This is a genomic window from Bacillus sp. T17B1, from assembly GCF_026796395.1.
Taxonomy (GTDB): Bacteria; Bacillota; Bacilli; order Bacillales; family Bacillaceae; genus Bacillus; species Bacillus spizizenii_A.
The window spans coordinates 36,587-59,599 of record NZ_JALAYA010000008.1 but is presented as its reverse complement, the minus strand read 5'-3'; the positions used below and the strand labels follow the sequence as shown (position 1 = coordinate 59,599).

20 protein-coding genes and 3 pseudogenes are annotated in these 23,013 nt (G+C 45.4%); 20 read left to right on the top strand and 3 right to left on the bottom strand.

The genetic code is table 11. From position 1 onward, the window contains the following. Positions 1-2: 2 nt before the first annotated feature. The 13 genes and pseudogenes from MOF34_RS05255 to MOF34_RS05195 all read left to right on the top strand — a co-directional run bounded on the left by MOF34_RS05255 (position 3) and on the right by MOF34_RS05195 (position 14,116). A complete protein-coding gene (locus MOF34_RS05255) occupies positions 3-1,823 on the top strand; it encodes a nucleoside-diphosphate sugar epimerase/dehydratase (protein WP_268398914.1) in 1,821 nt (606 codons plus the stop codon). An 11-nt stretch (positions 1,824-1,834) separates the two neighbouring features. Beyond that, a complete protein-coding gene (locus MOF34_RS05250) occupies positions 1,835-2,980 on the top strand; it encodes a glycosyltransferase family 4 protein (RefSeq protein ID WP_019715798.1) in 1,146 nt (381 codons plus the stop codon). Further along, positions 2,977-3,813 carry a glycosyltransferase EpsE gene (gene epsE / locus MOF34_RS05245; RefSeq protein ID WP_019715797.1) on the top strand — a complete coding sequence of 279 codons (837 nt, stop codon included), beginning with the start codon at positions 2,977-2,979 and terminating at the stop codon, positions 3,811-3,813. Before MOF34_RS05250 ends, epsE begins: the two co-directional genes overlap by 4 nt. Next, positions 3,806-4,961: pseudogene (locus tag MOF34_RS05240) on the top strand (glycosyltransferase family 1 protein). Before epsE ends, MOF34_RS05240 begins: the two are co-directional and overlap by 8 nt. Beyond that, on the top strand, positions 4,958-6,061 hold the full coding sequence (gene epsG / locus MOF34_RS05235; RefSeq protein WP_268398909.1) for a biofilm exopolysaccharide biosynthesis protein EpsG: 1,104 nt from the start codon (positions 4,958-4,960) through the stop codon (positions 6,059-6,061). Before MOF34_RS05240 ends, epsG begins: the two are co-directional and overlap by 4 nt. A 24-nt stretch (positions 6,062-6,085) precedes the next feature. Next, positions 6,086-7,120, top strand: a complete 1,035-nt coding sequence (locus MOF34_RS05230; protein ID WP_268398908.1) for a glycosyltransferase family 2 protein — start codon at positions 6,086-6,088, stop codon at positions 7,118-7,120. A 4-nt stretch (positions 7,121-7,124) separates the two neighbouring features. Next, positions 7,125-8,201, top strand: coding sequence for a polysaccharide pyruvyl transferase family protein (locus MOF34_RS05225; RefSeq protein WP_019715793.1), 1,077 nt, complete (start codon positions 7,125-7,127; stop codon positions 8,199-8,201). Then, positions 8,198-9,232: a glycosyltransferase gene (locus tag MOF34_RS05220; RefSeq protein WP_268398906.1), complete on the top strand. Its 1,035-nt coding sequence runs from the start codon at positions 8,198-8,200 to the stop codon at positions 9,230-9,232. The genes MOF34_RS05225 and MOF34_RS05220 overlap by 4 nt, the downstream gene beginning before the upstream one ends. Further along, entirely contained in the window at positions 9,229-10,746 is a 1,518-nt protein-coding gene (locus tag MOF34_RS05215; protein ID WP_268398903.1) for an MATE family efflux transporter, read from the top strand. The genes MOF34_RS05220 and MOF34_RS05215 overlap by 4 nt, the downstream gene beginning before the upstream one ends. Further along, positions 10,743-11,351 carry a sugar transferase gene (locus MOF34_RS05210; protein ID WP_019715790.1) on the top strand — a complete coding sequence of 203 codons (609 nt, stop codon included), beginning with the start codon at positions 10,743-10,745 and terminating at the stop codon, positions 11,349-11,351. The genes MOF34_RS05215 and MOF34_RS05210 overlap by 4 nt, the downstream gene beginning before the upstream one ends. Further along, positions 11,348-11,998 carry an acetyltransferase gene (locus tag MOF34_RS05205; protein WP_019715789.1) on the top strand — a complete coding sequence of 217 codons (651 nt, stop codon included), beginning with the start codon at positions 11,348-11,350 and terminating at the stop codon, positions 11,996-11,998. Before MOF34_RS05210 ends, MOF34_RS05205 begins: the two co-directional genes overlap by 4 nt. Before the next feature lie 4 nt (positions 11,999-12,002). Continuing rightward, positions 12,003-13,169 (top strand): aminotransferase class I/II-fold pyridoxal phosphate-dependent enzyme, encoded by a 1,167-nt coding sequence (locus tag MOF34_RS05200; RefSeq protein ID WP_268398899.1) that lies wholly within the window; start codon positions 12,003-12,005, stop codon positions 13,167-13,169. Further along, positions 13,148-14,116 carry a polysaccharide pyruvyl transferase family protein gene (locus MOF34_RS05195; protein ID WP_268398898.1) on the top strand — a complete coding sequence of 323 codons (969 nt, stop codon included), beginning with the start codon at positions 13,148-13,150 and terminating at the stop codon, positions 14,114-14,116. Before MOF34_RS05200 ends, MOF34_RS05195 begins: the two co-directional genes overlap by 22 nt. A 9-nt stretch (positions 14,117-14,125) precedes the next feature. Here the strand turns inward: MOF34_RS05195 and yvfG are convergent, their stop codons facing one another. After that, positions 14,126-14,344: a protein YvfG gene (gene yvfG / locus MOF34_RS05190; RefSeq protein WP_019715786.1), complete on the bottom strand. Its 219-nt coding sequence runs from the start codon at positions 14,342-14,344 to the stop codon at positions 14,126-14,128. A gap of 78 nt (positions 14,345-14,422) precedes the next feature. Here yvfG and rpoN point away from each other — a divergent pair, with 78 nt between their 5' ends. The 3 genes from rpoN (at position 14,423) to MOF34_RS05175 (ending at position 16,430) form a co-directional block, all read left to right on the top strand. After that, on the top strand, positions 14,423-15,733 hold the full coding sequence (rpoN, locus tag MOF34_RS05185; RefSeq protein WP_268398897.1) for an RNA polymerase factor sigma-54: 1,311 nt from the start codon (positions 14,423-14,425) through the stop codon (positions 15,731-15,733). Positions 15,734-15,846: 113 nt separating this feature from the next. Then, positions 15,847-16,050: a helix-turn-helix transcriptional regulator gene (locus MOF34_RS05180; RefSeq protein ID WP_019715784.1), complete on the top strand. Its 204-nt coding sequence runs from the start codon at positions 15,847-15,849 to the stop codon at positions 16,048-16,050. Positions 16,051-16,052: 2 nt separating this feature from the next. Beyond that, on the top strand, positions 16,053-16,430 hold the full coding sequence (locus MOF34_RS05175) for a hypothetical protein (RefSeq protein WP_268399173.1): 378 nt from the start codon (positions 16,053-16,055) through the stop codon (positions 16,428-16,430). A 75-nt stretch (positions 16,431-16,505) separates the two neighbouring features. On the opposite strand, the gene lutP is transcribed toward MOF34_RS05175, so the two are convergent. Then, the gene (gene lutP / locus MOF34_RS05170) at positions 16,506-18,203 is read right to left on the bottom strand and encodes an L-lactate permease LutP (RefSeq protein ID WP_268398895.1); all 1,698 of its coding nucleotides are present in this window, start codon (positions 18,201-18,203) and stop codon (positions 16,506-16,508) included. 227 nt (positions 18,204-18,430) lie between these two features. Here lutP and lutR point away from each other — a divergent pair, with 227 nt between their 5' ends. Together lutR and MOF34_RS05160 are read left to right on the top strand one after the other, a co-directional pair. Continuing rightward, positions 18,431-19,153, top strand: coding sequence for an L-lactate utilization/bacilysin biosynthesis transcriptional regulator LutR (gene lutR / locus MOF34_RS05165; RefSeq protein ID WP_284439969.1), 723 nt, complete (start codon positions 18,431-18,433; stop codon positions 19,151-19,153). A 160-nt stretch (positions 19,154-19,313) separates the two neighbouring features. Further along, a pseudogene (locus tag MOF34_RS05160) lies at positions 19,314-19,597 on the top strand (hypothetical protein); the annotation flags it as partial. Positions 19,598-19,851: 254 nt separating this feature from the next. Here MOF34_RS05160 and MOF34_RS05155 read toward each other — a convergent pair. After that, positions 19,852-20,562 (bottom strand): MerR family DNA-binding transcriptional regulator, encoded by a 711-nt coding sequence (locus MOF34_RS05155; RefSeq protein ID WP_268398893.1) that lies wholly within the window; start codon positions 20,560-20,562, stop codon positions 19,852-19,854. Between the two features lie 150 nt (positions 20,563-20,712). On the opposite strand from MOF34_RS05155, the gene MOF34_RS05150 reads away from it, so the two are divergent. Next, the gene (locus MOF34_RS05150) at positions 20,713-21,591 is read left to right on the top strand and encodes an alpha/beta hydrolase (protein ID WP_268398892.1); all 879 of its coding nucleotides are present in this window, start codon (positions 20,713-20,715) and stop codon (positions 21,589-21,591) included. Positions 21,592-21,646: 55 nt separating this feature from the next. Next, positions 21,647-22,901 (top strand): annotated as a pseudogene (locus MOF34_RS05145) (ISL3 family transposase). Positions 22,902-23,013 lie beyond the last annotated feature (112 nt).

The following is a 23,013-nucleotide window of genomic DNA, read 5'->3' as shown; positions in this document are numbered from 1 at the left end:
GGTTGAGTTACCGGAGAAGACTGTCAATGATTATTGCGCTGGATACTTATCTCGTTTTAAATTCAGTTATTGCAGGATATCAATTCACAAAAGATTCCTATCAATTTTATGACTCCGGAGCATTATTGCTTACCGCTGTCAGCTTGCTCCTCAGCTATCATGTATGTGCTTTCCTGTTCCGTCAGTATAAACAGGTGTGGACATACACCGGTCTCGGCGAGCTGATTGTCCTGCTTAAGGGCATTACGCTTTCAGCCGCTGTGACAGGCGCCATTCAGTATGCTGTGTATCATACGATGTTCTTCCGTCTGTTAACCGCATGCTGGGTGCTTCAGCTTTTGTCTATCGGAGGAACCCGTGTTTTATCCAGAGTGTTAAAAGAAAGCATCAGAAAAAACCGCAGCGCCTCATCTCGCGCGCTGATTATCGGGGCGGGTTCAGGCGGGACTTTGATGGTCAGGCAGCTGCTTTCAAAAGATAATCCTGACATCATACCTGTCGCTTTTATTGACGACGACCAAACGAAGCATAAATTAGAAATTATGGGGCTGCCCGTGATCGGCGGAAAAGAAAGTATCATGCCTGCGGTGCAAAAGCTCAAAATTAACTATATTATTATTGCCATTCCTTCACTCCGCACGCATGAGCTTCAGGTGTTATATAAAGAATGTGTGCAAACTGGAGTCAACATTAAAATTATGCCTCATTTTGATGAGATGCTGCTCGGCACACGAACTGCCGGACAAATCAGAGATGTAAAAGCTGAGGATTTGCTCGGCAGAAAGCCGGTAACCCTCGATACAAGCGAAATTTCGAACCGCATCAAAGGAAAAACAGTTCTCGTCACGGGAGCGGGCGGATCAATCGGCTCAGAAATCTGCCGGCAAATCAGCGTGTTTCAGCCTAAGGAAATCATACTGCTCGGCCATGGGGAAAACAGCATTCATTCGATTTATACAGAGCTGAACGGACGATTCGGCAAACACATTGTGTTCCACACAGAAATTGCGGATGTGCAAGACCGCGATAAAATGTTTACCTTGATGAAAAAGTACGAGCCGCACGTTGTCTACCATGCAGCTGCCCATAAGCATGTGCCTTTAATGGAGCATAATCCTGAGGAGGCTGTTAAAAACAATATCATCGGAACAAAAAACGTCGCGGAAGCTGCCGATATGTCAGGGACAGAGACGTTTGTGCTGATTTCATCAGACAAAGCGGTGAACCCGACCAATGTAATGGGGGCAACAAAACGATTTGCCGAGATGATTATTATGAATCTTGGAAAAATCAGCAGAACCAAATTTGTCGCTGTCCGCTTTGGTAATGTACTCGGGAGCCGCGGGAGCGTCATTCCGATTTTTAAAAAACAGATTGAAAAAGGCGGACCTGTGACGGTAACACATCCAGCCATGACCCGTTATTTCATGACGATACCCGAGGCCTCAAGGCTTGTCATCCAGGCAGGGGCACTTGCGAAAGGGCGCCAGATTTTCGTTCTCGATATGGGAGAACCCGTAAAGATTGTGGACCTTGCGAAAAATCTCATTCATCTGTCCGGCTATACAACTGAGCAAATTCCAATCGAATTCACAGGCATTCGTCCCGGCGAAAAAATGTATGAGGAATTGCTGAATCAAAATGAAATACACGCTGAACAAATCTTTCCGAAAATTCATATCGGCAAAGCAGTGGACGGCGATTGGCAGGTGCTGATGCGTTTTATTGAGGATTTTCATGATCTGCCGGAAGCCGACCTGAGAGCGAGGCTGTTTGCGGCAATCAATACATCAAACAAAATGACGGCTGCCAGTGTTCATTAGGGGGAGTGAAGATGACGAAAAAGATCTTGTTTTGTGCGACTGTTGATTATCATTTTAAGGCCTTTCATCTTCCCTACTTTAAATGGTTTAAACGAATGGGGTGGGAGGTTCATGTCGCGGCGAGCGGACAAACCAAACTGCCGTATGTGGATGAAAAACTCTCCATTCCGTTTCGCAGGTCACCCTTTCATCCTCAGAATCTAGCCGTTTACAGACAGCTGAAGGAAGTGATCGACACCAATCAATACGACATTGTCCATTGCCATACGCCGGTCGGCGGCGTTCTTGCCAGGCTAGCAGCGAGGCAGGCGAGGCGGCAGGGAACAAAGGTGCTGTACACTGCGCACGGATTTCACTTTTGCAGCGGAGCGCCAATAAAAAATTGGCTTCTTTACTATCCGGTTGAGAAATGGCTCTCGGCCTATACAGACTGCCTGATTACGATCAATGAAGAGGATTACATACGGGCGAAAGGACTGCAACGACCGGGCGGCATGACGAAGAAAATTCACGGCATCGGGGTGAATACAGAGCGGTTTCGGCCTGTCAGCTTGCAAGAGAAGCGAAGCCTCAGAGAAAAACATGGATTCCGTGAAGACGATTTTATATTGGTTTATCCGGCTGAGCTTAATCTCAACAAAAATCAGAAGCTCTTAATTGAAGCCGCAGCCCTGCTGAAAGAAAACATTCCGTCGCTCCGCCTTGTTTTTGCCGGAGAAGGGGCGATGGAACAAGCGTATCGAACGTTGGCTGAAAAGCTTGGTGCTTCCGGCAATGTCCGCTTTTACGGCTTTTGCCGCGACATTCATGAGCTGATTCAGCTTGCAGATGTATCTGTCGCATCAAGCATCAGAGAGGGCCTCGGCATGAATGTGCTTGAGGGGATGGCAGCGGAAAAACCGGCGATTGCCACGGATAACCGCGGACATCGGGAAATCATCCGGGACGGAGAAAACGGTTTTCTGATCAAAATCGGTGACAGTGCCGCTTTTGCCTGCCGGATTGAACAGCTTTACCATAAGCCGGAACTCTGCAGAAAGCTGGGACAGGAAGGCCGAAAAACAGCCTTGCGCTTTTCGGAGTTGCGAACGGTGGAAGAAATGGCAGATATTTATTCCGCATACATGGATATGGATACAAAGGAGAAAAGCGTATGAACTCAGGACCGAAAGTTTCTGTCATTATGGGCATTTATAATTGTGAACGCACTTTGGCGGAAAGCATTGAATCCATACTCAGCCAATCCTATAAAAATTGGGAGCTGATTATGTGCGATGATGCGTCAACAGACGGCACGCTCCGTATCGCGAAGCAGTATGCCGCTCATTACAGCGACCGCATTAAGCTGATTCAAAACAAAACAAACAAGCGGCTTGCCGCTTCATTAAATCATTGTCTTTCGCATGTGACAGGCGAGTATATCGCACGTCAGGATGGAGACGATCTTTCATTCCCGCAGCGTCTGGAAAAGCAGGTCGCGTTTTTAGAAAAGCACCGCCACTATCAGGTGGTTGGCACCGGCATGCTCGTGTTTGATGAATGTGGCGTAAGAGGCACACGCATCCTGCCGTCTGTTCCGGAGCCGGCCATTATGGCTAAAGGGACGCCGTTTTGCCATGGGACAATTATGATGAGAGCCAGTGCCTACCGTACGCTGAAAGGCTATCGTTCGGTGCGGCGGACGAGACGGATGGAGGATATTGATTTGTGGCTTCGCTTTTTTGAAGAGGGCTTCAGGGGCTACAATCTCCAAGAAGCCTTGTATAAAGTAAGGGAAGACAGCGATGCATTCAAGCGGAGGTCATTTACGTATTCCGTAGACAATGCCATCCTTGTCTATCAGGCATGCAGACGCTTGAAGCTTCCTATATCTGATTACATATATATTGCCAAACCGTTAATCCGCGCTTTTATGCCTCCAGCCGTGATGAATCGGTACCACAAAAAAAGAGTAATGAACCAAAAGGAAGGGCTTGTCAAGCATGAGTAGCAGCCAAAGACGCGTGCTTCATGTTCTCAGCGGCATGAACAGGGGCGGCGCGGAAACCATGGTAATGAATTTATATCGGAAAATGGACAGAAGCAAAGTACAATTTGATTTTTTAACGTATCGAAATGATCCGTGCGCTTACGATGACGAGATTTTATCTTTAGGCGGGCGGCTTTTTTATGTCCCGAGCATTGGGCAAAGCAATCCCCTCTCATTTGTGAGGAATGTAAGAAACATAATAAAAGAAAACGGGCCGTTCAGCGCCGTTCATGCACACACAGATTTTCAAACGGGCTTTATCGCCCTTGCGGCAAGGCTTGCCGGAGTGCCGGTCAGGGTGTGCCATTCCCACAATACGTCGTGGAAGACTGAATTTAATTGGAAGGATCGCCTGCAGCTGATGGTGTTTAGGCGGCTTATTTTGGCGAATGCGACAGCACTGTGTGCCTGCGGAGAGGATGCGGGCAGGTTTTTATTCGGGCAGTCCAACATGGAGAGGGAGCGTGTTCATCTCTTTCCGAACGGAATTGATCTTGATTTGTTTGCTCCAAATGGGCAAAGGGCTGATGAAGAAAAAAGAGCACGCGGCATTGCAGCTGACCGTCTCATCATTGGCCACGTGGCCCGGTTTCATGAAGTGAAAAACCACGCGTTTCTGCTGAAGCTTGCCGCGCATCTCAAAGAACGAGGGGTTCGCTTTCAGCTCGTTCTCGCAGGAGACGGGCCGCTGCGCGAAAAAATGGAAGAGGAGGCGCGGCGGCAGAATCTGCTTTCAGAAGTCCTATTTTTAGGCACTGAAGAACGCATTCATGAGCTGATGCGCACATTTGACGTGTTTGTCATGCCGTCTCTGTACGAGGGCTTGCCGGTTGTGCTTGTGGAAGCACAGGCGTCGGGGCTCCCATGCATCATTTCAGACAACATTACAGATAAAGTCGACGCCGGGCTTGGGCTTGTGACGAGATTAAGTCTTTCTGAGCCAATCGGCATCTGGGCTGAAACCATTGCAAGAGCGGCCGCCGCAGGCAGGCCGAAGCAGGAGATCATCAAAGGTACACTCGCAAAACGTGGCTACGATGCACAGCAGAACGTAGGAGCGCTGCTGAACATATATAACATTACTAGCGGAAAAGGACAATAAACGATGATTGTATATACCGTCAATATGGGAATTGTATATATTTGGTCCTGGTTTGCCAAAATGTGCGGCGGCCGTGACGATTCACTCGCCACGGGGTATCGGCCGAATAAGCTTCTGATCTGGATTCCGCTCACGTCACTAGTGCTGGTGTCGGGTCTTCGCTACAAAGTCGGTACGGATTTTCAGACGTACACGCTGCTGTACGAATTGGCGGGCGATTACCAAAACCTATGGCAGATATTCGGTTTCGGTACTGCGAAAACGGCGACAGATCCGGGTTTTACCGCACTGCTTTGGCTTATGAATTACATCACGAAGGATCCGCAAATCATGTATATAACAGTTGCGGCCGTGACCTACAGCTTTATCATGAAGACACTTGCCGACTACGGAAGGCCGTTTGAGCTGAGTGTCTTTTTATTTTTGGGAACCTTTCATTATTACGCGTCTTTCAATGGCATCAGGCAATACATGGTGGCAGCCGTTTTGTTTTGGGCGATCCGCTATATTATCAGCGGGAACTGGAAGCGATATTTTCTAATCGTGCTCATCAGCTCGCTCTTTCATTCCTCGGCGCTGATTATGATTCCAGTGTACTTTATTGTCAGGAGAAAAGCCTGGTCACCGGCGATATTCGGCTTATCTGCTTTATTTCTCGGCATGACGTTTTTATATCAAAAATTTGTTTCTGTGTTTGTCGTTGTGCTTGAAAACAGCTCATACAGCCATTATGAAAAATGGCTCATGACAAACACAAATGGAATGAATGTGATCAAAATCGCTGTCTTGATTCTGCCGCTGTTTCTCGCCTTTTGCTACAGAGCGCGTCTGCGGAAGCTGTGGCCGCAAATTGATATCGTCGTTAATTTGTGCCTGCTCGGTTTTTTGTTCGGGCTTTTGGCCACACAGGACGTGATCTTTGCCAGATTCAATATTTATTTCGGCCTTTATCAAATGATCCTAGTCCCTTATTTCGTCAGGATATTTGATGAAAAATCGAATGCCCTGATCTATATTGCTATTGTTGTTTGTTATTTTCTTTATAGTTATTTGCTTATGCCGGTTGATTCGTCCGTTCTGCCTTACAGAACGATTTTTTCCCGGTAATTTATGCAAGAGGAGCCGGTCATAATGGAAACACCTGCGGTTAGTCTGTTAGTCGCTGTTTATAACACAGAAACATATATCAGAACGTGTCTCGAATCACTGCGGAACCAGACTGTGGACAACATTGAAATCATCATCGTCAATGACGGTTCAGCAGACGCCAGCCCGGATATCGCGGAGGAATACGCCAAAAAGGATCACAGATTCAGGGTGATTCATCAGGAGAACCAGGGTCTCGGCGCGGTTCGGAATAAAGGTATCGAGGCGGCACGCGGCGAGTTTATCGCGTTTATAGATTCAGACGATTGGATTGAACCTGATTATTGCGAGCGAATGCTCCAGACAGCAGACGATAAAACGGATCTGGTCATTTGCAATTACGCCGCGGAGTTTGAGGACACGGGACAAACCATGATCTCTGACATTGCTGAAACTTACCAAAATCAGCCGAAGGAGCAGTATATCAAGGCGTTATTTGAAGGAAAGGTCAGAGGGTTTTCATGGAACAAACTGTACAGAAGAAGCATGGTTGAAGCACATCGGCTATCGTTCCCGCTCCGCGGCGAGCTGGAGCATGTCGAGGATCAGTTTTTCAGTTTCCGGACTCATTTTTTCGCCCGCTCGGTATCCTATGTGAAAGCGCCGCTCTATCATTACCGCATTCACCTTTCCTCCATTGTGCAAAGCTATCAGAAAAAACTGTTTGAATCAGGGCTCGCACTGTATGAGGCAAATACGGCGTTTTTACAGGAGAACAACACACTGGAGCAGTACCAAAAGGAGCTTGATACTTTTATGGTGCTTCACAGCAGCATTTGTATGCTGAATGAATGGAAAACAAGCGGCAGCCGCAGGCTGCTCGAAAAGCTTAGAAATGTCGGCGTGATTTGCGCGGACCCAGTGTTTCGGGAGAGCCTCTCAAAAACGGGTACTGCGTCCTTTGACGCAAAACGATCATGCCTGCTTCTGATGGCGAAATACAGAATGATTCCGTTCGTCGCTATGGCCTCGGCCGTGTATCAGCGGGCGATCGAGTACAAAATGAGAAACAGAGGGTGAGGACATGTCGTTACAATCGTTGAAAATCAATCTTGCAGAATGGCTGCTGCTTAAGGTCAAATACCCGTCCCAATATTGGCTGGGTACGGCCAATCAGCCGGTAAAGACCGCAGCACATCAGAAAAAAATCATACTGACCCTGCTGCCGTCCCATGACAATTTGGGAGATCACGCGATCGCTTATGCCAGCAAGGTATTTCTTGAAGAGGAATACCCGGATTTTGACATCATCGAGATTGATATGAAGGACATTTACAAATCAGCAAAAGCGCTGCTCCGCTCGCGCCATCCGGAGGATATGGTCTTTATCATCGGCGGAGGAAATATGGGTGATTTATACCGTTATGAGGAGTGGACGCGCCGCTTCATCATTAAAACATTTCACGACTATCGAGTGGTCCAGCTGCCGGCCACGGCTCATTTTTCTGACACGAAAAAAGGGCGCAAAGAGCTGAAACGGGCACAGAAAATTTATAACGCGCATCCCGGTTTATTGCTGATGGCTCGGGATGAAACAACGTATCAGTTTATGAAAAGGCATTTTCAAGAAAAAACGATTTTGAAGCAGCCGGACATGGTGCTGTATTTAGATAGAAGCAAGACCCCCGCAGAACGTGAAGGGGTTTATATGTGTTTGCGCGAGGATCAGGAAAGCGTGCTTCAGGAGGATGAGAGAAACCGGGTAAAGGCTGCGCTATTTGAAGAATTCGGCGACATAAAATCCTTTACGACAACGATCGGGCGCCGGGTCAGCCGCGATACACGGGAACAAGAACTTGAAGCGCTGTGGTCTAAGCTGCAAAGCGCAGAAGCTGTTGTTACTGACAGGCTTCATGGCATGATTTTTTGCGCGCTGACAGGAACGCCGTGTGTCGTCATCCGCTCCTTTGACCACAAGGTGTTGGAGGGCTATCAATGGATCAAAGACATCCCTTCCATGAAGCTGATTGAATATCCAGACCCGGAGCGTGTGACAGCCGCAGTAAAAGAGCTGTTAACAAGGGAGACACCCCGTGCCGGCTTTCCGAGAGACGTGTATTTTAAAGGGCTGCGAGACAAAATCAGCGGTGAAGCGCAATGATCCCGCTCGTCAGTATTATTGTCCCGATGTACAACGTTGAGCCATTTATAAAAGAGTGCATTGACTCTCTGCGCCGTCAAACGCTTTCTGATATTGAAATCATTCTCGTGAATGATGGGAGCCCGGATCGTTCAGGCGAGATTGCAGAGGACTATGCAAAACGGGATTCGAGAATCCGGGTTATTCATCAGGCAAACGGCGGGCTGAGCTCAGCACGAAATGCGGGAATAAAGGCCGCGCGGGGGACTTACATCGGATTTGTTGACGGAGACGATTATGTATCTTCCGCCATGTTCCAGAGGCTGATTGAAGAAGCAGAGCAAAATCGGCTCGACATCGCTGGGTGCGGTTTTTATAAGCAGTTAGCGGACAGGCGGGTGTATGTGCCGCCGCAGCTTGACATAAACCGCGTGCTGACAAAATCGGAAATGGCTGAAAGGCTCAAGCATGCACATGAAACGAGATTTATCTGGTATGTATGGCGTTATGTTTATCGCCGTGAGCTTTTGGATAGAGCCAATCTGATGTTCGATGAAGACATCCGTTTTGCTGAAGATTCTCCCTTCAATTTGTCTGCTTTTTGCGAAGCGGAGCGGGTGAAAATGCTGGATGAAGGCTTGTACATCTATCGTGAAAATCCGAACAGCCTGACAGAAATTCCTTATAAGCCGGCGATGGATGAACAGATTCAAAAGCAATATCAGGCGAAAATTGCATTCTATCAGCATTACGGTTTAGCAGGTGCATGCAAAGAAGATTTGAATGTATACATTTGCAAGCACCAGCTTCCAATGCTTCTCGCAAACGCCTGTGCTTCTCCGAATCCGGCGAAAGACATCAAAAAACAGATTAGGCACATTTTATCCTATGATATGGTGCAGCAGGCTGTCAGGCATACACCGGTTCAGCATGAGAAATTATTAAGAGGCGAGCGCTTGGTATTAGGGCTGTGCAAATTACGGCTCATATTTCTCATCAAGCTGTTTTTTGAGCAGCGGGCAACGATGAAAGGCAGTGCAAAGCAGGCATGAAATTCACGATAAACTTCAGCGCAAATCTCACAGCTTTTCTCTTGTCCGTTTTCCTGTCGGTCTGGATGACGCCTTTTATTGTCAAAACACTTGGTGTGGAAGCGTTCGGCTTTGTTCATTTGACACAAAATGTGATTAATTATTTTTCGATTATCACCGTGGCGCTCAGTTCGGTTGTTGTGCGGTTCTTTTCTGTCGCCGCCCACAGGGGAGAGCGTGATAAAGCAAATGCGTATATCAGCAATTATTTAGCAGCGTCTGTTCTGATTTCATTGCTTCTTTTGCTGCCTCTAGCGGGTTCGGCTTTCTTTATTGACCGTGTCATGAACGTGCCGCCAGCGCTTTTGGCTGATGTGCGTCTGTCAATTTTAATCGGCAGTCTGCTCTTCATTTTAACGTTTCTGATGGCGGGTTTCGGCGCTGCACCATTTTATGCCAACCGCCTTTACATCACCAGTTCAATTCAGGCGGTGCAAATGCTTGTGCGCGTGCTGTCTGTGCTGCTCTTGTTTGCATGTTTTGCGCCAAAAATCTGGCAGATCCAGCTTGCCGCTTTAACTGGTGCTGTCATCGCGTCTGTGCTGTCTTTCTATTTCTTCAAAAAACTGATTCCGTGGTTTTCGTTTCGGATGAAGGATCTTTCATTCCGCATAAGCATGGAGCTGTTTCAGGCGGGCGCATGGAGCTCCGTCAATCAAATTGGCGTCCTGCTTTTTTTGCAGATTGATTTATTAACTGCCAATTTGGTGCTGGGGGCGTCTGCAGCTGGGAAATACGCGGCGATTATCCAGTTTCCGCTGCTGCTGCGCAGCTTGGCTGGAACGGTCGCATCCCTGTTTGCGCCTTTGATTACTTCGTATTATTCAAAAGGCGATCTGGACGGATTGGTGAATTACGCCAACAAGGCAGTGAGGCTGAACGGTCTTTTGCTTGCGCTTCCTGCTGCCTTATTGGGCGGATTGGCGGGGCCTTTTCTGACGATCTGGCTTGGACCGTCCTTTTCGTCTATAGCACCGCTTTTATATATTCATGCCGGATACTTGGTGGTCAGCCTCGCCTTTATGCCGCTGTTTTATATATGGACCGCCTTTAATAAACAAAAAACACCGGCGATCGTGACCCTGCTGTTAGGCGCGGTGAATGTGGTGCTGGCTGTCACGCTGAGCGGGCCGGCTCATCTCGGTCTGTACGGTATTACATTAGCCGGGGCAGTTTCGCTTATTTTGAAAAATGCCATCTTTACGCCGCTTTATGTATCCCGTATTACCGGCTACAAAAAGCACGTATTCTTTAAAGGCATAATCGGGCCTCTTTCAGCGGCTGTGTTTGCCTGGGCGGTCTGTGAGGCAATCCGGTTCGCTGTGAAGATTGACGGCTGGACATCACTGCTAGCGGCGGGAATGACAGTCAGCTGCTGCTACGCGGTTTTCGCCTTTATGCTCGTTTGTACGAAAGAGGAAAGACAGCTGGTACTAAAACAGTTACGAAAAACGAAAGGAGCTGTGAATCTTTGATCCTGAAACGACTTTTTGATCTGACGGCCGCCATTTTTTTATTGTGCTGTACGAGTGTCATTATTCTATTCACCATAGCCGTTGTCAGGCTGAAAATAGGATCACCTGTCTTCTTTAAGCAAGTAAGGCCGGGCCTGCACGGCAAGCCGTTCACCCTTTATAAATTCCGAACGATGACGGATGAACGGGACAGTGAAGGGAATCTGCTGCCTGATGAAGTCCGGCTGACGAAAACGGGCAGGCTGATCAGAAAGCTGAGCATCGATGAGCTTCCGCAGCTGCTGAACGTCCTAAAAGGAGATCTCAGTCTAGTCGGCCCGCGGCCGCTTTTGATGGACTATCTGCCCCTTTATACAGAAAACCAGGCACGGCGTCATGAGGTGAAGCCGGGTATCACAGGATGGGCACAAATCAACGGCAGAAACACGATTTCCTGGGAAAAAAAATTTGAATTAGATGTTTGGTACGTTGACAACCGATCATTTTTTCTCGATATGAAAATTTTATGTTTGACGGTGCGAAAAGTACTTGTTTCAGAAGGGGTTCAGCAAACCAATCACGTGACCGCGGAACGGTTTACAGGAAGCGGAGATGTGTCCTCATGAGAAAAGTGGCCATTGTGGGTGACGGCGGACATGGAAAGGTGATCAGAGAGCTGATAAACGCCCGGTCAGACACACGCTTAACCGCGGTGCTTGATGATAAATTCCGAACATTTGAAGCCGGAAAAGAGTGGTACACAGGCCCGCCGGAAGCCGTTGCTGAATTGCGCAGGCTTTTTCCCGATGTGTTGTTTCTGATCGCCATCGGAAACAACAGTGTCAGAAAACAGCTGGCGGAGCGGCTGGGACTGAAAAAAGAAGATTTCATTACATTGATTCACCCGTCAGCCATCGTCAGCGAGTCGGCTGTCATCGGGGAAGGGACCGTAATTATGGCTGGCGCGATCATTCAGGCGGATGCGCGTATCGGTGCTCACTGCATAATCAATACGGGCGCAGTGGCAGAGCACGACAATCAAATCAGTGATTATGTTCATCTCTCTCCGCGTGTCACGCTGTCAGGAGCGGTTGCCGTTCAGGAAGGCGCTCACGTGGGAACCGGCGCGGCCGTCATCCCGCAGCTTACAATCGGATCTTGGAGCATTGTCGGCGCCGGTTCTGCGGTGATCCGTTCTATACCGGACAGGGTAACGGCTGCCGGTGCCCCGGCGCGCATTATTTCTTCCATTCAAACATCAAACAAAGGATGATTATATGCAAAAAAGAATTTATTTATCTCCCCCTCATATGAGCGGAAGAGAGCAGCATTATATTTCAGAAGCCTTTCGCTCTAACTGGATTGCGCCGCTTGGGCCGCTCGTGAATTCATTTGAAGAACAGCTGGCTGAACGCGTCGGTGTAAAAGCAGCAGCGGCGGTCAGCTCTGGAACGGCAGCGATTCACCTGGCGCTGCGTTTGCTTGAAGTAAAAGAAGGAGACACTGTGTTTTGCCAGTCCTTCACATTTGTAGCAACCGCCAACCCGATTTTGTATGAAAAAGCGGTGCCCGTCTTTATTGATTCTGAGCCTGATACGTGGAATATGTCGCCGAAAGCCCTTGAAAGAGCGCTGGAGGATGCGAAAAGAAACGGAACCCTGCCAAAAGCAGTTATAGCCGTCAATCTATATGGGCAGAGCGCGAAAATGGATGACATCATAAGCCTGTGTGATGCATATGGAGTTCCTGTCATTGAGGACGCAGCCGAATCTCTCGGCACAGTTTATAAAGGAAAGCAAAGCGGGACATTCGGGCGCTTCGGGATTTTTTCATTTAACGGAAACAAAATTATCACCACATCAGGCGGCGGGATGCTCGTTTCAGATGATGAAGCCGCCATTGAAAAAGCACGATTTCTCGCTTCGCAGGCACGAGAACCGGCTGTTCATTATCAGCACAGCGAAGTCGGACACAATTACAGACTGAGCAATATCCTCGCCGGCGTAGGTATTGCCCAGCTTGAGGTGCTGGATGAGCGGGTGGAGAAAAGGAGGGCCATTTTCACAAGATACAAAAACGCGCTTGGTCATATAAGCGGTGTCCGCTTTATGCCGGAGCATGCAGCAGGTGTATCCAATCGCTGGCTGACCACGCTCACACTAGAAAACGGACTGAGCCCATATGCCGTGGTTCAACGCCTTGCGAAAGAAAACATTGAAGCACGGCCGCTTTGGAAGCCGCTCCATACCCAGCCGCTGTTTGAGCCGTCTTTATTCTATCCTCATGACGATACAGGAAGCATATGCGAAGACCTTTTCAAACGAGGCATCTGTCTCCCCTCAGGATCAAATCTGACGGAAGAAGAGCAAGACCGAGTCATTGATGTGCTAGCACACTTATTCCAAACTGGCGAGGTGAAGAAATGGACAGCAAGCATTCGATGATCAGCCTGAAACAGAAACTGTCCGGGCTGCTCGACGTCATTCCGAAACAATCCGAAATCATATATGCCGACTATCCTCTATATGGAAATGTAGGGGATTTATTTATTATGAAGGGAACAGAAGCCTTCTTCAAAGAACATGGGATCCGGGTCAGAAAACGCTGGAATCCTGACAACTTTCCGCTTGGGCGAAAGCTGGATCCGAATCTCATCATCGTCTGCCAGGGAGGCGGCAACTTCGGGGATTTGTATCCGTATTATCAAGGCTTTAGAGAGAAAATCGTCCAAACCTATCCGAACCACAAAATTGTGATCCTCCCGCAATCGATTTATTTCCAAAACGAAGATAATCTCAAACGGACGGCGGAGATATTTTCTAAGCATGCGAATCTCCATATCATCACAAGGGAAAAAACCTCCTACGCAACGGCTCAGGCTTATTTTACAAGGAATCAGATTAAGCTTCTGCCTGATATGGCCCATCAGCTGTTTCCAGTCGCTCCAATGCAGCAGCCGTTCAATCAAAAGCTGAGATTTTTCAGAACAGACCATGAAGCAAACAAGGCGCTTCAGGAACACGCAAAAGCGGAAAGCCACGACTGGCGCACAGTGCTGTCAGCTTCAGACCGCCGGACGATCGCTTTTCTGCAAACGCTGAATGTCCTGAATAAAAAAGCGGGCAATCCTCTGCCCATCGCGTATATATGGGAAAAATACTCGGATTATATCGTCAAAAAAGCAATTCGGTTTTTCAGCTGTTACGAATCGGTGGAAACATCGAGGCTGCACGGCCACATCCTGTCCTCTCTTCTTCAAAAAGAAAACACGGTTATTGATAATTCCTACGGGAAAAACGCCAATTACTATCATACCTGGATGGAAGGAGTGCCAAGGACCCGACTCATCCAAAACGCCTCAAAGAAGGAAAACCTTCCTGCTCACATGTGAGCGGAAGGTTTATTTTGTTTCTCCCCGTTTGACTTTGTTGTATGCTTCATCTAAATGCTGAATCCGTTTCAAGACGACTGCGTTCTTCGTCAGCTGGTCCTGCACAAGCGTTGAGACGACGGAACGGTAGTAGCTGTTCATCGCGTGAATTTTATCCTCAGACTGATTCATTTCAATATGCTGTTTTAAATTCTCAATAAAATAAGGGACGGAAAAAAGTTCAGACATTTCTTTGGCAGCTCCTTTTTCATAAATGTATACGGTGTGATCTCAATCATGTACAATGAAGAAAGGGGAGTGAGCAAGATGGATATGAAACTTCAGCAAGTACAAGTATTAAAGCCTCAACTGACACAGGAGCTCAGGCAGGCTATCACGCTTCTTGGCTATCATTCGGCAGAACTCGCCGAATACATTGATGAGCTCTCGCTGGAAAACCCTCTTATTGAACGAAAGGAAACAGACACACCGCCACTATCTTACCATAAAACAAATAAAAACAGGATGAATCCACAGGAAGCAGGCCTTCAATTAAGTGAACCGCAAAAAACATTGCAGGATGTGTTAAAACAGCAGTCACTCGATATGAATCTGACAAACTCTGAAAAAAAGATTTTCAATTATCTGATTCATTCGCTGGATTCAAACGGGTACTTGGAAGATGATATGGAGGAGGCAGCACGGCGACTATCTGTTTCGACCAAGGAAGCGGAAGCAGTTTTGGCAAAGCTTCAGTCGTTAGAGCCAGCTGGAGTTGGCGCAAGATCTCTGCAGGAATGTATTCTTCTCCAATTACAGCGGCTGCCGAACAGAAATGAACAAGCGGAAATGCTTGTTTCAGCTCATTTTGGTGCTTTTGCGCAAAAGAACTGGAAAGCGCTTTCAAAGGAAACAGGGATTCCGCTTCATACCATTCAAGATATCTCTGATGACATCGCAGCTCTCCATCCAAGACCGGGCCTTCTGTTTGCCCAGCCGGAGCAAGATGTGTATATCGAGCCTGACATTTTTATTACCGTGAAAAACGGGCATATCGCAGCGGAGCTGAATACCCGCTCATTTCCAGAGATCGACCTGCATCCGCAGTACAGACCGCTTTTATCTTCCGGCTCCTGTCAGGATACCGCCTCTTATTTATCTGAGAAATACCAGGAATGGCGCTGGCTGAGCCGCGCGCTGCGACAGCGAAAACAGACGATTACGAGGATTGTCAATGAGCTGATCACACGGCAAAAGGAATTCTTTTTGAAAGGGCGAAGCGCAATGAAGCCGCTGACTCTCAGAGAGGTAGCGGATTGCCTAAGCCTCCATGAGTCAACTGTGAGCCGGGCGATTAAAGGGAAAACGATACAAACGCCGTACGGGCTGTTTGAGATGAAGCTCTTTTTCTCAGCAAAAGCCGAGGCTTCAGGAGATGGAGAAGCGTCTAACTATGCAGTCAAAACGTATCTTGAAGACCTGATCAATCAAGAGGACAAAACAAAACCGCTCTCAGATCAAAAGCTTGCCGATGTGCTCTATGAACAGCACGGCATCCAAATTTCAAGACGCACAGTCGCTAAATACCGCGACCAAATGAACATTCCGTCGTCCGCAGCGAGAAAACGGTATAAATGAAAACCTCCCTTGAAAGGAGGTTTTTTATTGTAGTGCTAACTTCACAAATTGTAAAGCATGCTTTACGTTAAAATGATTTCATTGTATAATTAATGGAAAAAGAGGTAACTCCTTTGAAAAATAGGTTGGTAGAATACAGAAAGAAATATGGATATTCACAAGATAGATTAGCTGAACTGCTAAATGTCAGCAGACAAACGATTATATCAATTGAAAAAGGTAAATATAATCCTTCTTTGCCACTAGCATTCGCAATCGCGAAAACGTTTCATACAATTGTCGAGAACATTTTTTACGAAGAAGAGAACGAGAGGTGAAAATGATGGTATTACGAAAGGTTTACTTCATAATCGGCGTTTTATTCGCAATGGTTTTCCTTACTAAAACGTTTTTTCAAATATTAACACATTCTGTTTCCCTTACTGAATTGTTAATGTGGGGAGCTCTGTCTTATTTAAGTTTTGCTGCAGGCTATATTTATCCACAATTCAAAGAAAAAGATGAAAGAGCAAACTTTATTAAGCAAAAAGGAATGCAGTACACACTTTATTCTGTATTAATTTATTGCGCAATGATCATGTTCAGTATTCAGTTCAGCGTAGTGACGTTACCTGCAGTTGAAATCATAAGGATTTTAATATCCTTAACAATCATTACTACCTTCTCTTCGTGGGTGATATTATCAAAAAAATATTAGTAAATAGAACTGGCACAGCACTTCAATCTGCCAGTTCCATTTATTTTTCGGTAAACTTGACTGTTGATATCTGCATTAGCCTGCTGGAATCATCCAGCTGAACACATGATGCTGCAAAAAGGTGATGATACAAATGAGCAGCAGCAAAAACAGGCTGTGCTTAATGGTAAAGCGGAAAAGATCTGACTCCTTTCCGGCGAGTCCTACCGCGGCGCACGCCACCGCAATCGACTGCGGCGAAATCATTTTTCCTGTGACACCGCCCGAAGAGTTGGCGGCGACAGAGAGAACAGGCTCCATGCCTACCGATAACGCGGTGACTTTTTGCAGGTTGCCGAACAGCAGGTTGGCAGAAGTATCCGAACCGGTAATGAAGACACCGAGCCAGCCGAGAACAGGCGAAAAGAAGGTAAACATCGAACCCGTCAGCGCGAGTGTCATTCCGAGTGTCGTACTCATTCCCGAGGAGTTGGTGACATAGGCAAAACCGACGACAGAAGCGATGGTCAAAATCGGAAACTTCAACTCTTGGATCGTTTCTTTAAAAACAGCTCCCCAGTCTTTCCACGGAATGGCGGTGATGAACTTTGACAGCACAGCGGCAATCAATATCGCGGTGCCGGCTGAACCAAGTACCTCTAGCTTGTAAACTGCTTCAATCGGCGCACCATCGGCATTGACAATTTGATTGTCCAACAAAGGCACACCAGGGGCAAAAGTCAGTTTTTCGCCAACTGCGTTCAGCCACTTCAAGAAAACAGCAGCGCCTTCATAATGTCCGGTCAGCGCGGATTTGACAGTTGGAATGCCCCACACAGAAATCATCACCGTCAGCAGCAGAAATGGTGACCAGGCTTTAAAAACCTGTCCGCCGCTGTACGCAGGTGCTGCCGGATTCGATTTCGCCGTTTCAATTGCGGCGGCAGATTCCTGTTCACCGGCAAACCGGAATGTTGTTTTCGGCTTCCACCATTTCAAAAACAAAGCAAGCGCAGCCATCGAAACAAGCGCCGACAAAACATCCGGCAGCTCAGGCCCTAAGAAATTGGAACTGAGATATTGAACAACAGCAAAGGAAACACCGGAAACGAGAATCGCCGGCCAGACCTCCAAGGCTTTCCTGAACCCGCTCATGATGATGATTAAATAAAGAGGAATAAATACGGATAAAAACGGCAGCTGCCGCCCAACCATTTGCGAAATCTCCATCGCCGGAATCCCCGTCGGCCCTTCAACGGCTGTAATCGGAATCCCAATCGCGCCAAAGGCGACCGGCGCCGTATTGGCGATCAAACAGATTCCTGCTGCATAAAGAGGGTTGAAGCCGAGGCCGACCAGCAGTGCAGCAGAAATGGCGACCGGCGCTCCAAAGCCGGCAGCTCCTTCTAAAAAAGCCCCGAATGAGAAAGCGATCAGGAGCGCCTGAAGCCGGCGGTCATCCGTAATCGAAAGAACAGAACTGCGAATGATATCAAACTGTCCCGTTTTCACGGTGATCTTATACAAGAAAACAGACGTCACAATGATCCAGCCGATCGGCAAAATCCCGTATACGGCTCCTTGTGTCGCGGACATCAGCGCTTTTTCCGCCGGCATCCGATAAACCAATACAGCAATGATGAGTGCGATTCCCAATGTGGACAAGCCCGCTGTATACCCCTTCATCCGTTTGATCGCGAGCGCCCAAAAAAAGAAAATAATCGGTACAAGTGCAGCAAGCGCTGATAAAAGCAAATGTCCCCCTATAGGCGTATATGCCTGTGTCCATTGCATCCCAAACCCCTCCTTAAAACATAAACTGGCGTTATGTGTAAGCGGTTTCTAAAAATGATATGATCATCAGATGACTGGGTAATAAGACCAGTTACCTAGCATTATATTTTGAAAAAAACCAAAGTACAAGACTTTTTGACAAAATTGTCTAAATCTTTTGGCGGCCCCAAAAACAGAGTATAATAGATCGTAACCAGCCAGGTCTACAAGTTACGGGGTGAATTGCATTGAAATACAAACAGATTAAAACAAAGAAAATATATGAAGAAGTAGCGGATGCACTATTAGATATGATCAAAAACGGCGAATTGAAGCCAGGAGATAAATTAGACTCTGTTCAGGCGCTTTCCGAAAGCTTTCAAGTCAGCCGCTCAGCAGTTCGCGAAGCACTATCAGCGCTCAAGGCGATGGGACTTGTCGAAATGAAACAGGGAGAAGGCACATACCTGAAGGAATTTGAGCTCAATCAAATTTCACAGCCGCTCTCAGCCGCCCTTCTCATGAAAAAAGAGGACGTCAAGCAGCTGCTTGAGGTCAGAAAACTGCTTGAAATCGGTGTGGTGTCATTAGCTGCTGAAAAAAGGACGGAAGCTGATCTCGAAAGAATTCATGCTGCGTTAAAGGAAATGGGCAGCATTGAAACGGACGGGGAGCTGGGTGAAAAAGCAGACTTCGCATTTCATCTCGCGTTAGCTGATGCTTCCCAAAATGAACTTCTTAAACACTTGATGAACCATGTGTCATCATTGCTGCTGGAAACGATGAGAGAAACACGGAAAATCTGGCTGTTTTCTAAGAAGACCTCAGTTCAGCGGCTGTATGAGGAGCATGAGCGGATATACGAGGCCGTGGCATCTCGGGATGGAGTGCAGGCAGAAGCCGCCATGCTGGCGCATTTAACGAATGTGGAAGATGTTCTTTCGGGATATTTCGAGGAAAATGTGCAATAACCAACTCATTTCCCGGGCAATTCCGCAAGTGCCGCATGAGACGAACAACCGAGACTGAGCCGCAAATGGTTCAGTCTTTTTACTTATAGCAGCACTTAACATTTGTGAAAAACAAAGTGAAATATTGTAGTGAAATGAAAGTGAGCGAATAATGGAGGCTGATGCCATGGCGACAATTAAAGATATCGCACAGGTAGCGATTTTCGATTCAGCTCCTGATCCCGATCAATTTGACTCGGTCAAGCCCGATTTAGCTCAAATGACAAGGAAGACAGTAAATATCCTCAGCGGGAAAGGGCATAAGAGTATCGGTAACATCAGCTTCGCAAAGTATGTCTCGCCAACTCTGACGACGCTTCATATTGTTATACATGAATTATGCAAATATGCTGTTGAAATGCGCTTGAACAAATGCAGGACAAAAGGAGATTGGTAAGAACATAATATGTGGGCGCGGAATTCATCGTCAGAAAGAGTATGAATTAAGAATGGCTTAGGAGACTAAGTCTTTTTTAGGTGAAAAATTTTGGGTCATCGGAATATATAGTGGAATTTCCTTTCTAATAGTTAAATAACAATCAGTATATAAATCGGATTATTTGGTGGTAATAGATCAAACAATAGTTTTATTAAGGCATCAATCTAATACGGTTGATACGTTGTCAAGAATGTAGAGATAGGCGTGGGCTTATCTCTTATTAAGAATTTAATTCTTGGTAAAAGTGTATATAGTTCATCAGTTCTACAATTCCTTTTAATTGAAGAAATAGTTGATTGTTCAGATTTTCCAATGCTAACTGAAAGGAATGTTCAATTTTATCATAGTTTTGTGTGTCTAAATCGTTTAATAATTTCTTCATATTTTCTATATAATAAACGGTTTTTCTCAAACTGCTTATGATCAGTATTTTACGTAGTTCAGGTATCGAATATATTCTATAACCGTTTTCATTATTTCTTTCTGAATTGACTAATCCTTCATTTTCCCAATGGCGGATAGCTGAAGTATTTACTCCTGCTATTTTTGCGGCCTCTCCAATACTCATACATTCATTTAATTTTACATTTTTATATTGAGTAAATTCAGCATTTTGAATCATAGTCAGGATTTCTTCCACTCGCTGTTTCTCCACTTGTATTTGGAATTGCTGTTCATTCACTAACCAAAGGGCTTCTTCAAACCTTGAACTTTTAATCATTCTCATTACTTCATAAACAACGGGTATATCATATCCTTTTAACAAGGCTCTAATGGTAGTAAAAGCTTGGAAGTGAATTGATTTATAAAAACGGTGATTACTATTCGTTCTTGGTACAACAGGAATGAGGTCTTGTTCTTCATATCTCCTCAAAGTTGTTGTGCTAACATTTAAGGCGTTTGCAATTTGTTTAGGGGTATATGTCTGCATTTATTTACTCCTTATTAAAGTAAAACCTTTAAGTGCTACAATAATATATTTCAAATGAAATCCCAATATATAAAGGGAGAAAGACGGAAAACCGAAATATTGCATGAATGTTATATGATATATATTAGAAACAATTTAGGAGGGATAAATATGGAAATGAACATAAAACTTATGGATGAATCAGAATTAAAGGTTGGTTTAGTTGGGAATCCCAACTATCCAACAATCATGCTTCCAGTTGCTAAAGAATCTGTATGTGGACAAGAAGCTGAAAACTTAAAGTTGTGGGGAGTAGACCCCGAATTAGGAAAACATTTTATTGAGGGACTCGTGGACACGTTTCAGATTCTATATTTCGACTATGAAGGACACCGTTTGCAACATCCGAACCCTGAGAATCTTACACCTGAAAATTTAGTAAAAGATTTGTTAACAATTGCCGATGAAATGAACGTTAAGAAGTTTAGCTATTACGGATATTCTTGGTTAGCTTTAGTTGGATTACAATTAGCCATTCGAACGGATAGATTAGAAAGCTTAATCATGGGTGGTTTTCCACCAATAAATGGTCCATATAAAGAAATGATGGTGGTAACAAATAAAACATACGAGCAAGCTTTGTATAATCAGAATTCTCCTGTAATTAAGGAACATGATCATATTAATCCAGAAAAGGTTGATTGGGATAACATACAGGTAAAGATCGACACGAATCAAACTAAACAATTCGTTACAATGTACAAAAATTTGATGGAATTTGATGATCGTGAAATCCAGCATAAATTAGTTATTCCAAGATTGGCATTTGCCGGGGAAAAAGACACTATTGTTTATAGGGAAAACTTTGGCAGTGTAACAGTAGATATTATCGGTATACTTCAAAAAAATAAACAAGAGTTAGAACACCTTGGATGGGATATAGAAATCATTAAAGGAAATGATATGGATCACACTAAAGCTATGCAGCCTGTAACGGTGCTGTCATTGATAAAGCACTGGTTGATCAAAAGTTTGAATATAACTCGTTAAATATAGTAATCGATACTCTAATTTCACAGAATCGCCACAAGAAAATGAAACTGACATGATGTTTAAAGTGGAAGCAATCGAACCACCTGAACGGTGTCCTGAATGCGGTTTTGACAAACTGTACAGACATGGTTCAAGAAAGCAACTAATTATGGACTTGCCCTTTCGTTTAAAGCGAGTGGGTTTACAATTAAATCGAAGAAGATATAAGTGTCGTAAATGTGATTCTACCTTTTGGGAACGTCTTATATCTTTAGATGAAAAGCGTAGCATGACTAGGAGACTGATAAAGTCAATTGAAGAACAGTCAATGTCTAAAACTTTTGTGGAAGTAGCTGAAAACGTTGGTGTAGACGAAAAGACTGTTAGAAATGTATTTAAGGATCATGTGGCATTCAAAGAACGAGAATACCAATTTGAAACTCCTAAATGGCTTGGGATTGATGAAATACACATTATCCGTAAACCTCGTCTTGTACTGACTAATATTGAGCGTAAAACTATCTTTGATATTAAGCATAATCGTAATAAAGAAACGGTTATACAACGTCTTATAGAGATAGATGATAGGCATCACATTGAATACGTCACAATGGATATGTGGAAGCCATACAAAGATGCAGTTAATACTGTCTTACCAGAAGCTAAGGTAGTCGTAGATAAGTTTCATGTAGTTCGAATGGCTAATCAAGCCTTAGATAGCGTCAGAAAGTCCCTGAAAGACAAAATGACTCCAAAAGAAAGACGTACACTTATGCGTGAGAGATATATTCTTCTCAAACGCAAACATGACTTAAACGAACGAGACGTATTCCTTTTAGAGACTTGGTTAGGTAATATTTCCGACCTAAAAGAAGCCCATGAACTCAAAGAAGAGTTTTACGGGGTATGGGACACAAATGACTCCGACGAAGGTAGAGAGCGTTATAAGTATTGGAGACAACTGTATAACCAGTAACTCTAAAGATGCTTCTAAAGACCTTGTGAGAGCAGTAGACAACTGGCAGGATGAAATCTTCAACTACTTTGATCAGAAACTTACTAACGCTTATACTGAGTCCATAAACAGCATTATTAGGCAAGTAGAACGAATGGGTAGAGGTTACTCGTTTGAAGCCTTACGAGCAAAGATTCTGTTTAATGAGAAGCTCCTTAAAAATCGTAAGCCACGATTTAATTTGAGTGCTTTTAGCAAGGCTATGTTATACGATACTTTCAACTGGAATGAAGTGATAGACCATCACACAACAGGCAACTACGGTGTCGATTTTTCCACACTTATTAAGAAATTGGAGAAGGGTAACTTATAGACCCTTTTCACCATAAAATCCGAATACCCAAAATTTTATTTATAGAGGTAAATAGTTTGTTTGCTCATTTTTCCAGTCGTGCTATATTATTTTTGAAGCGCTTTCATACCTA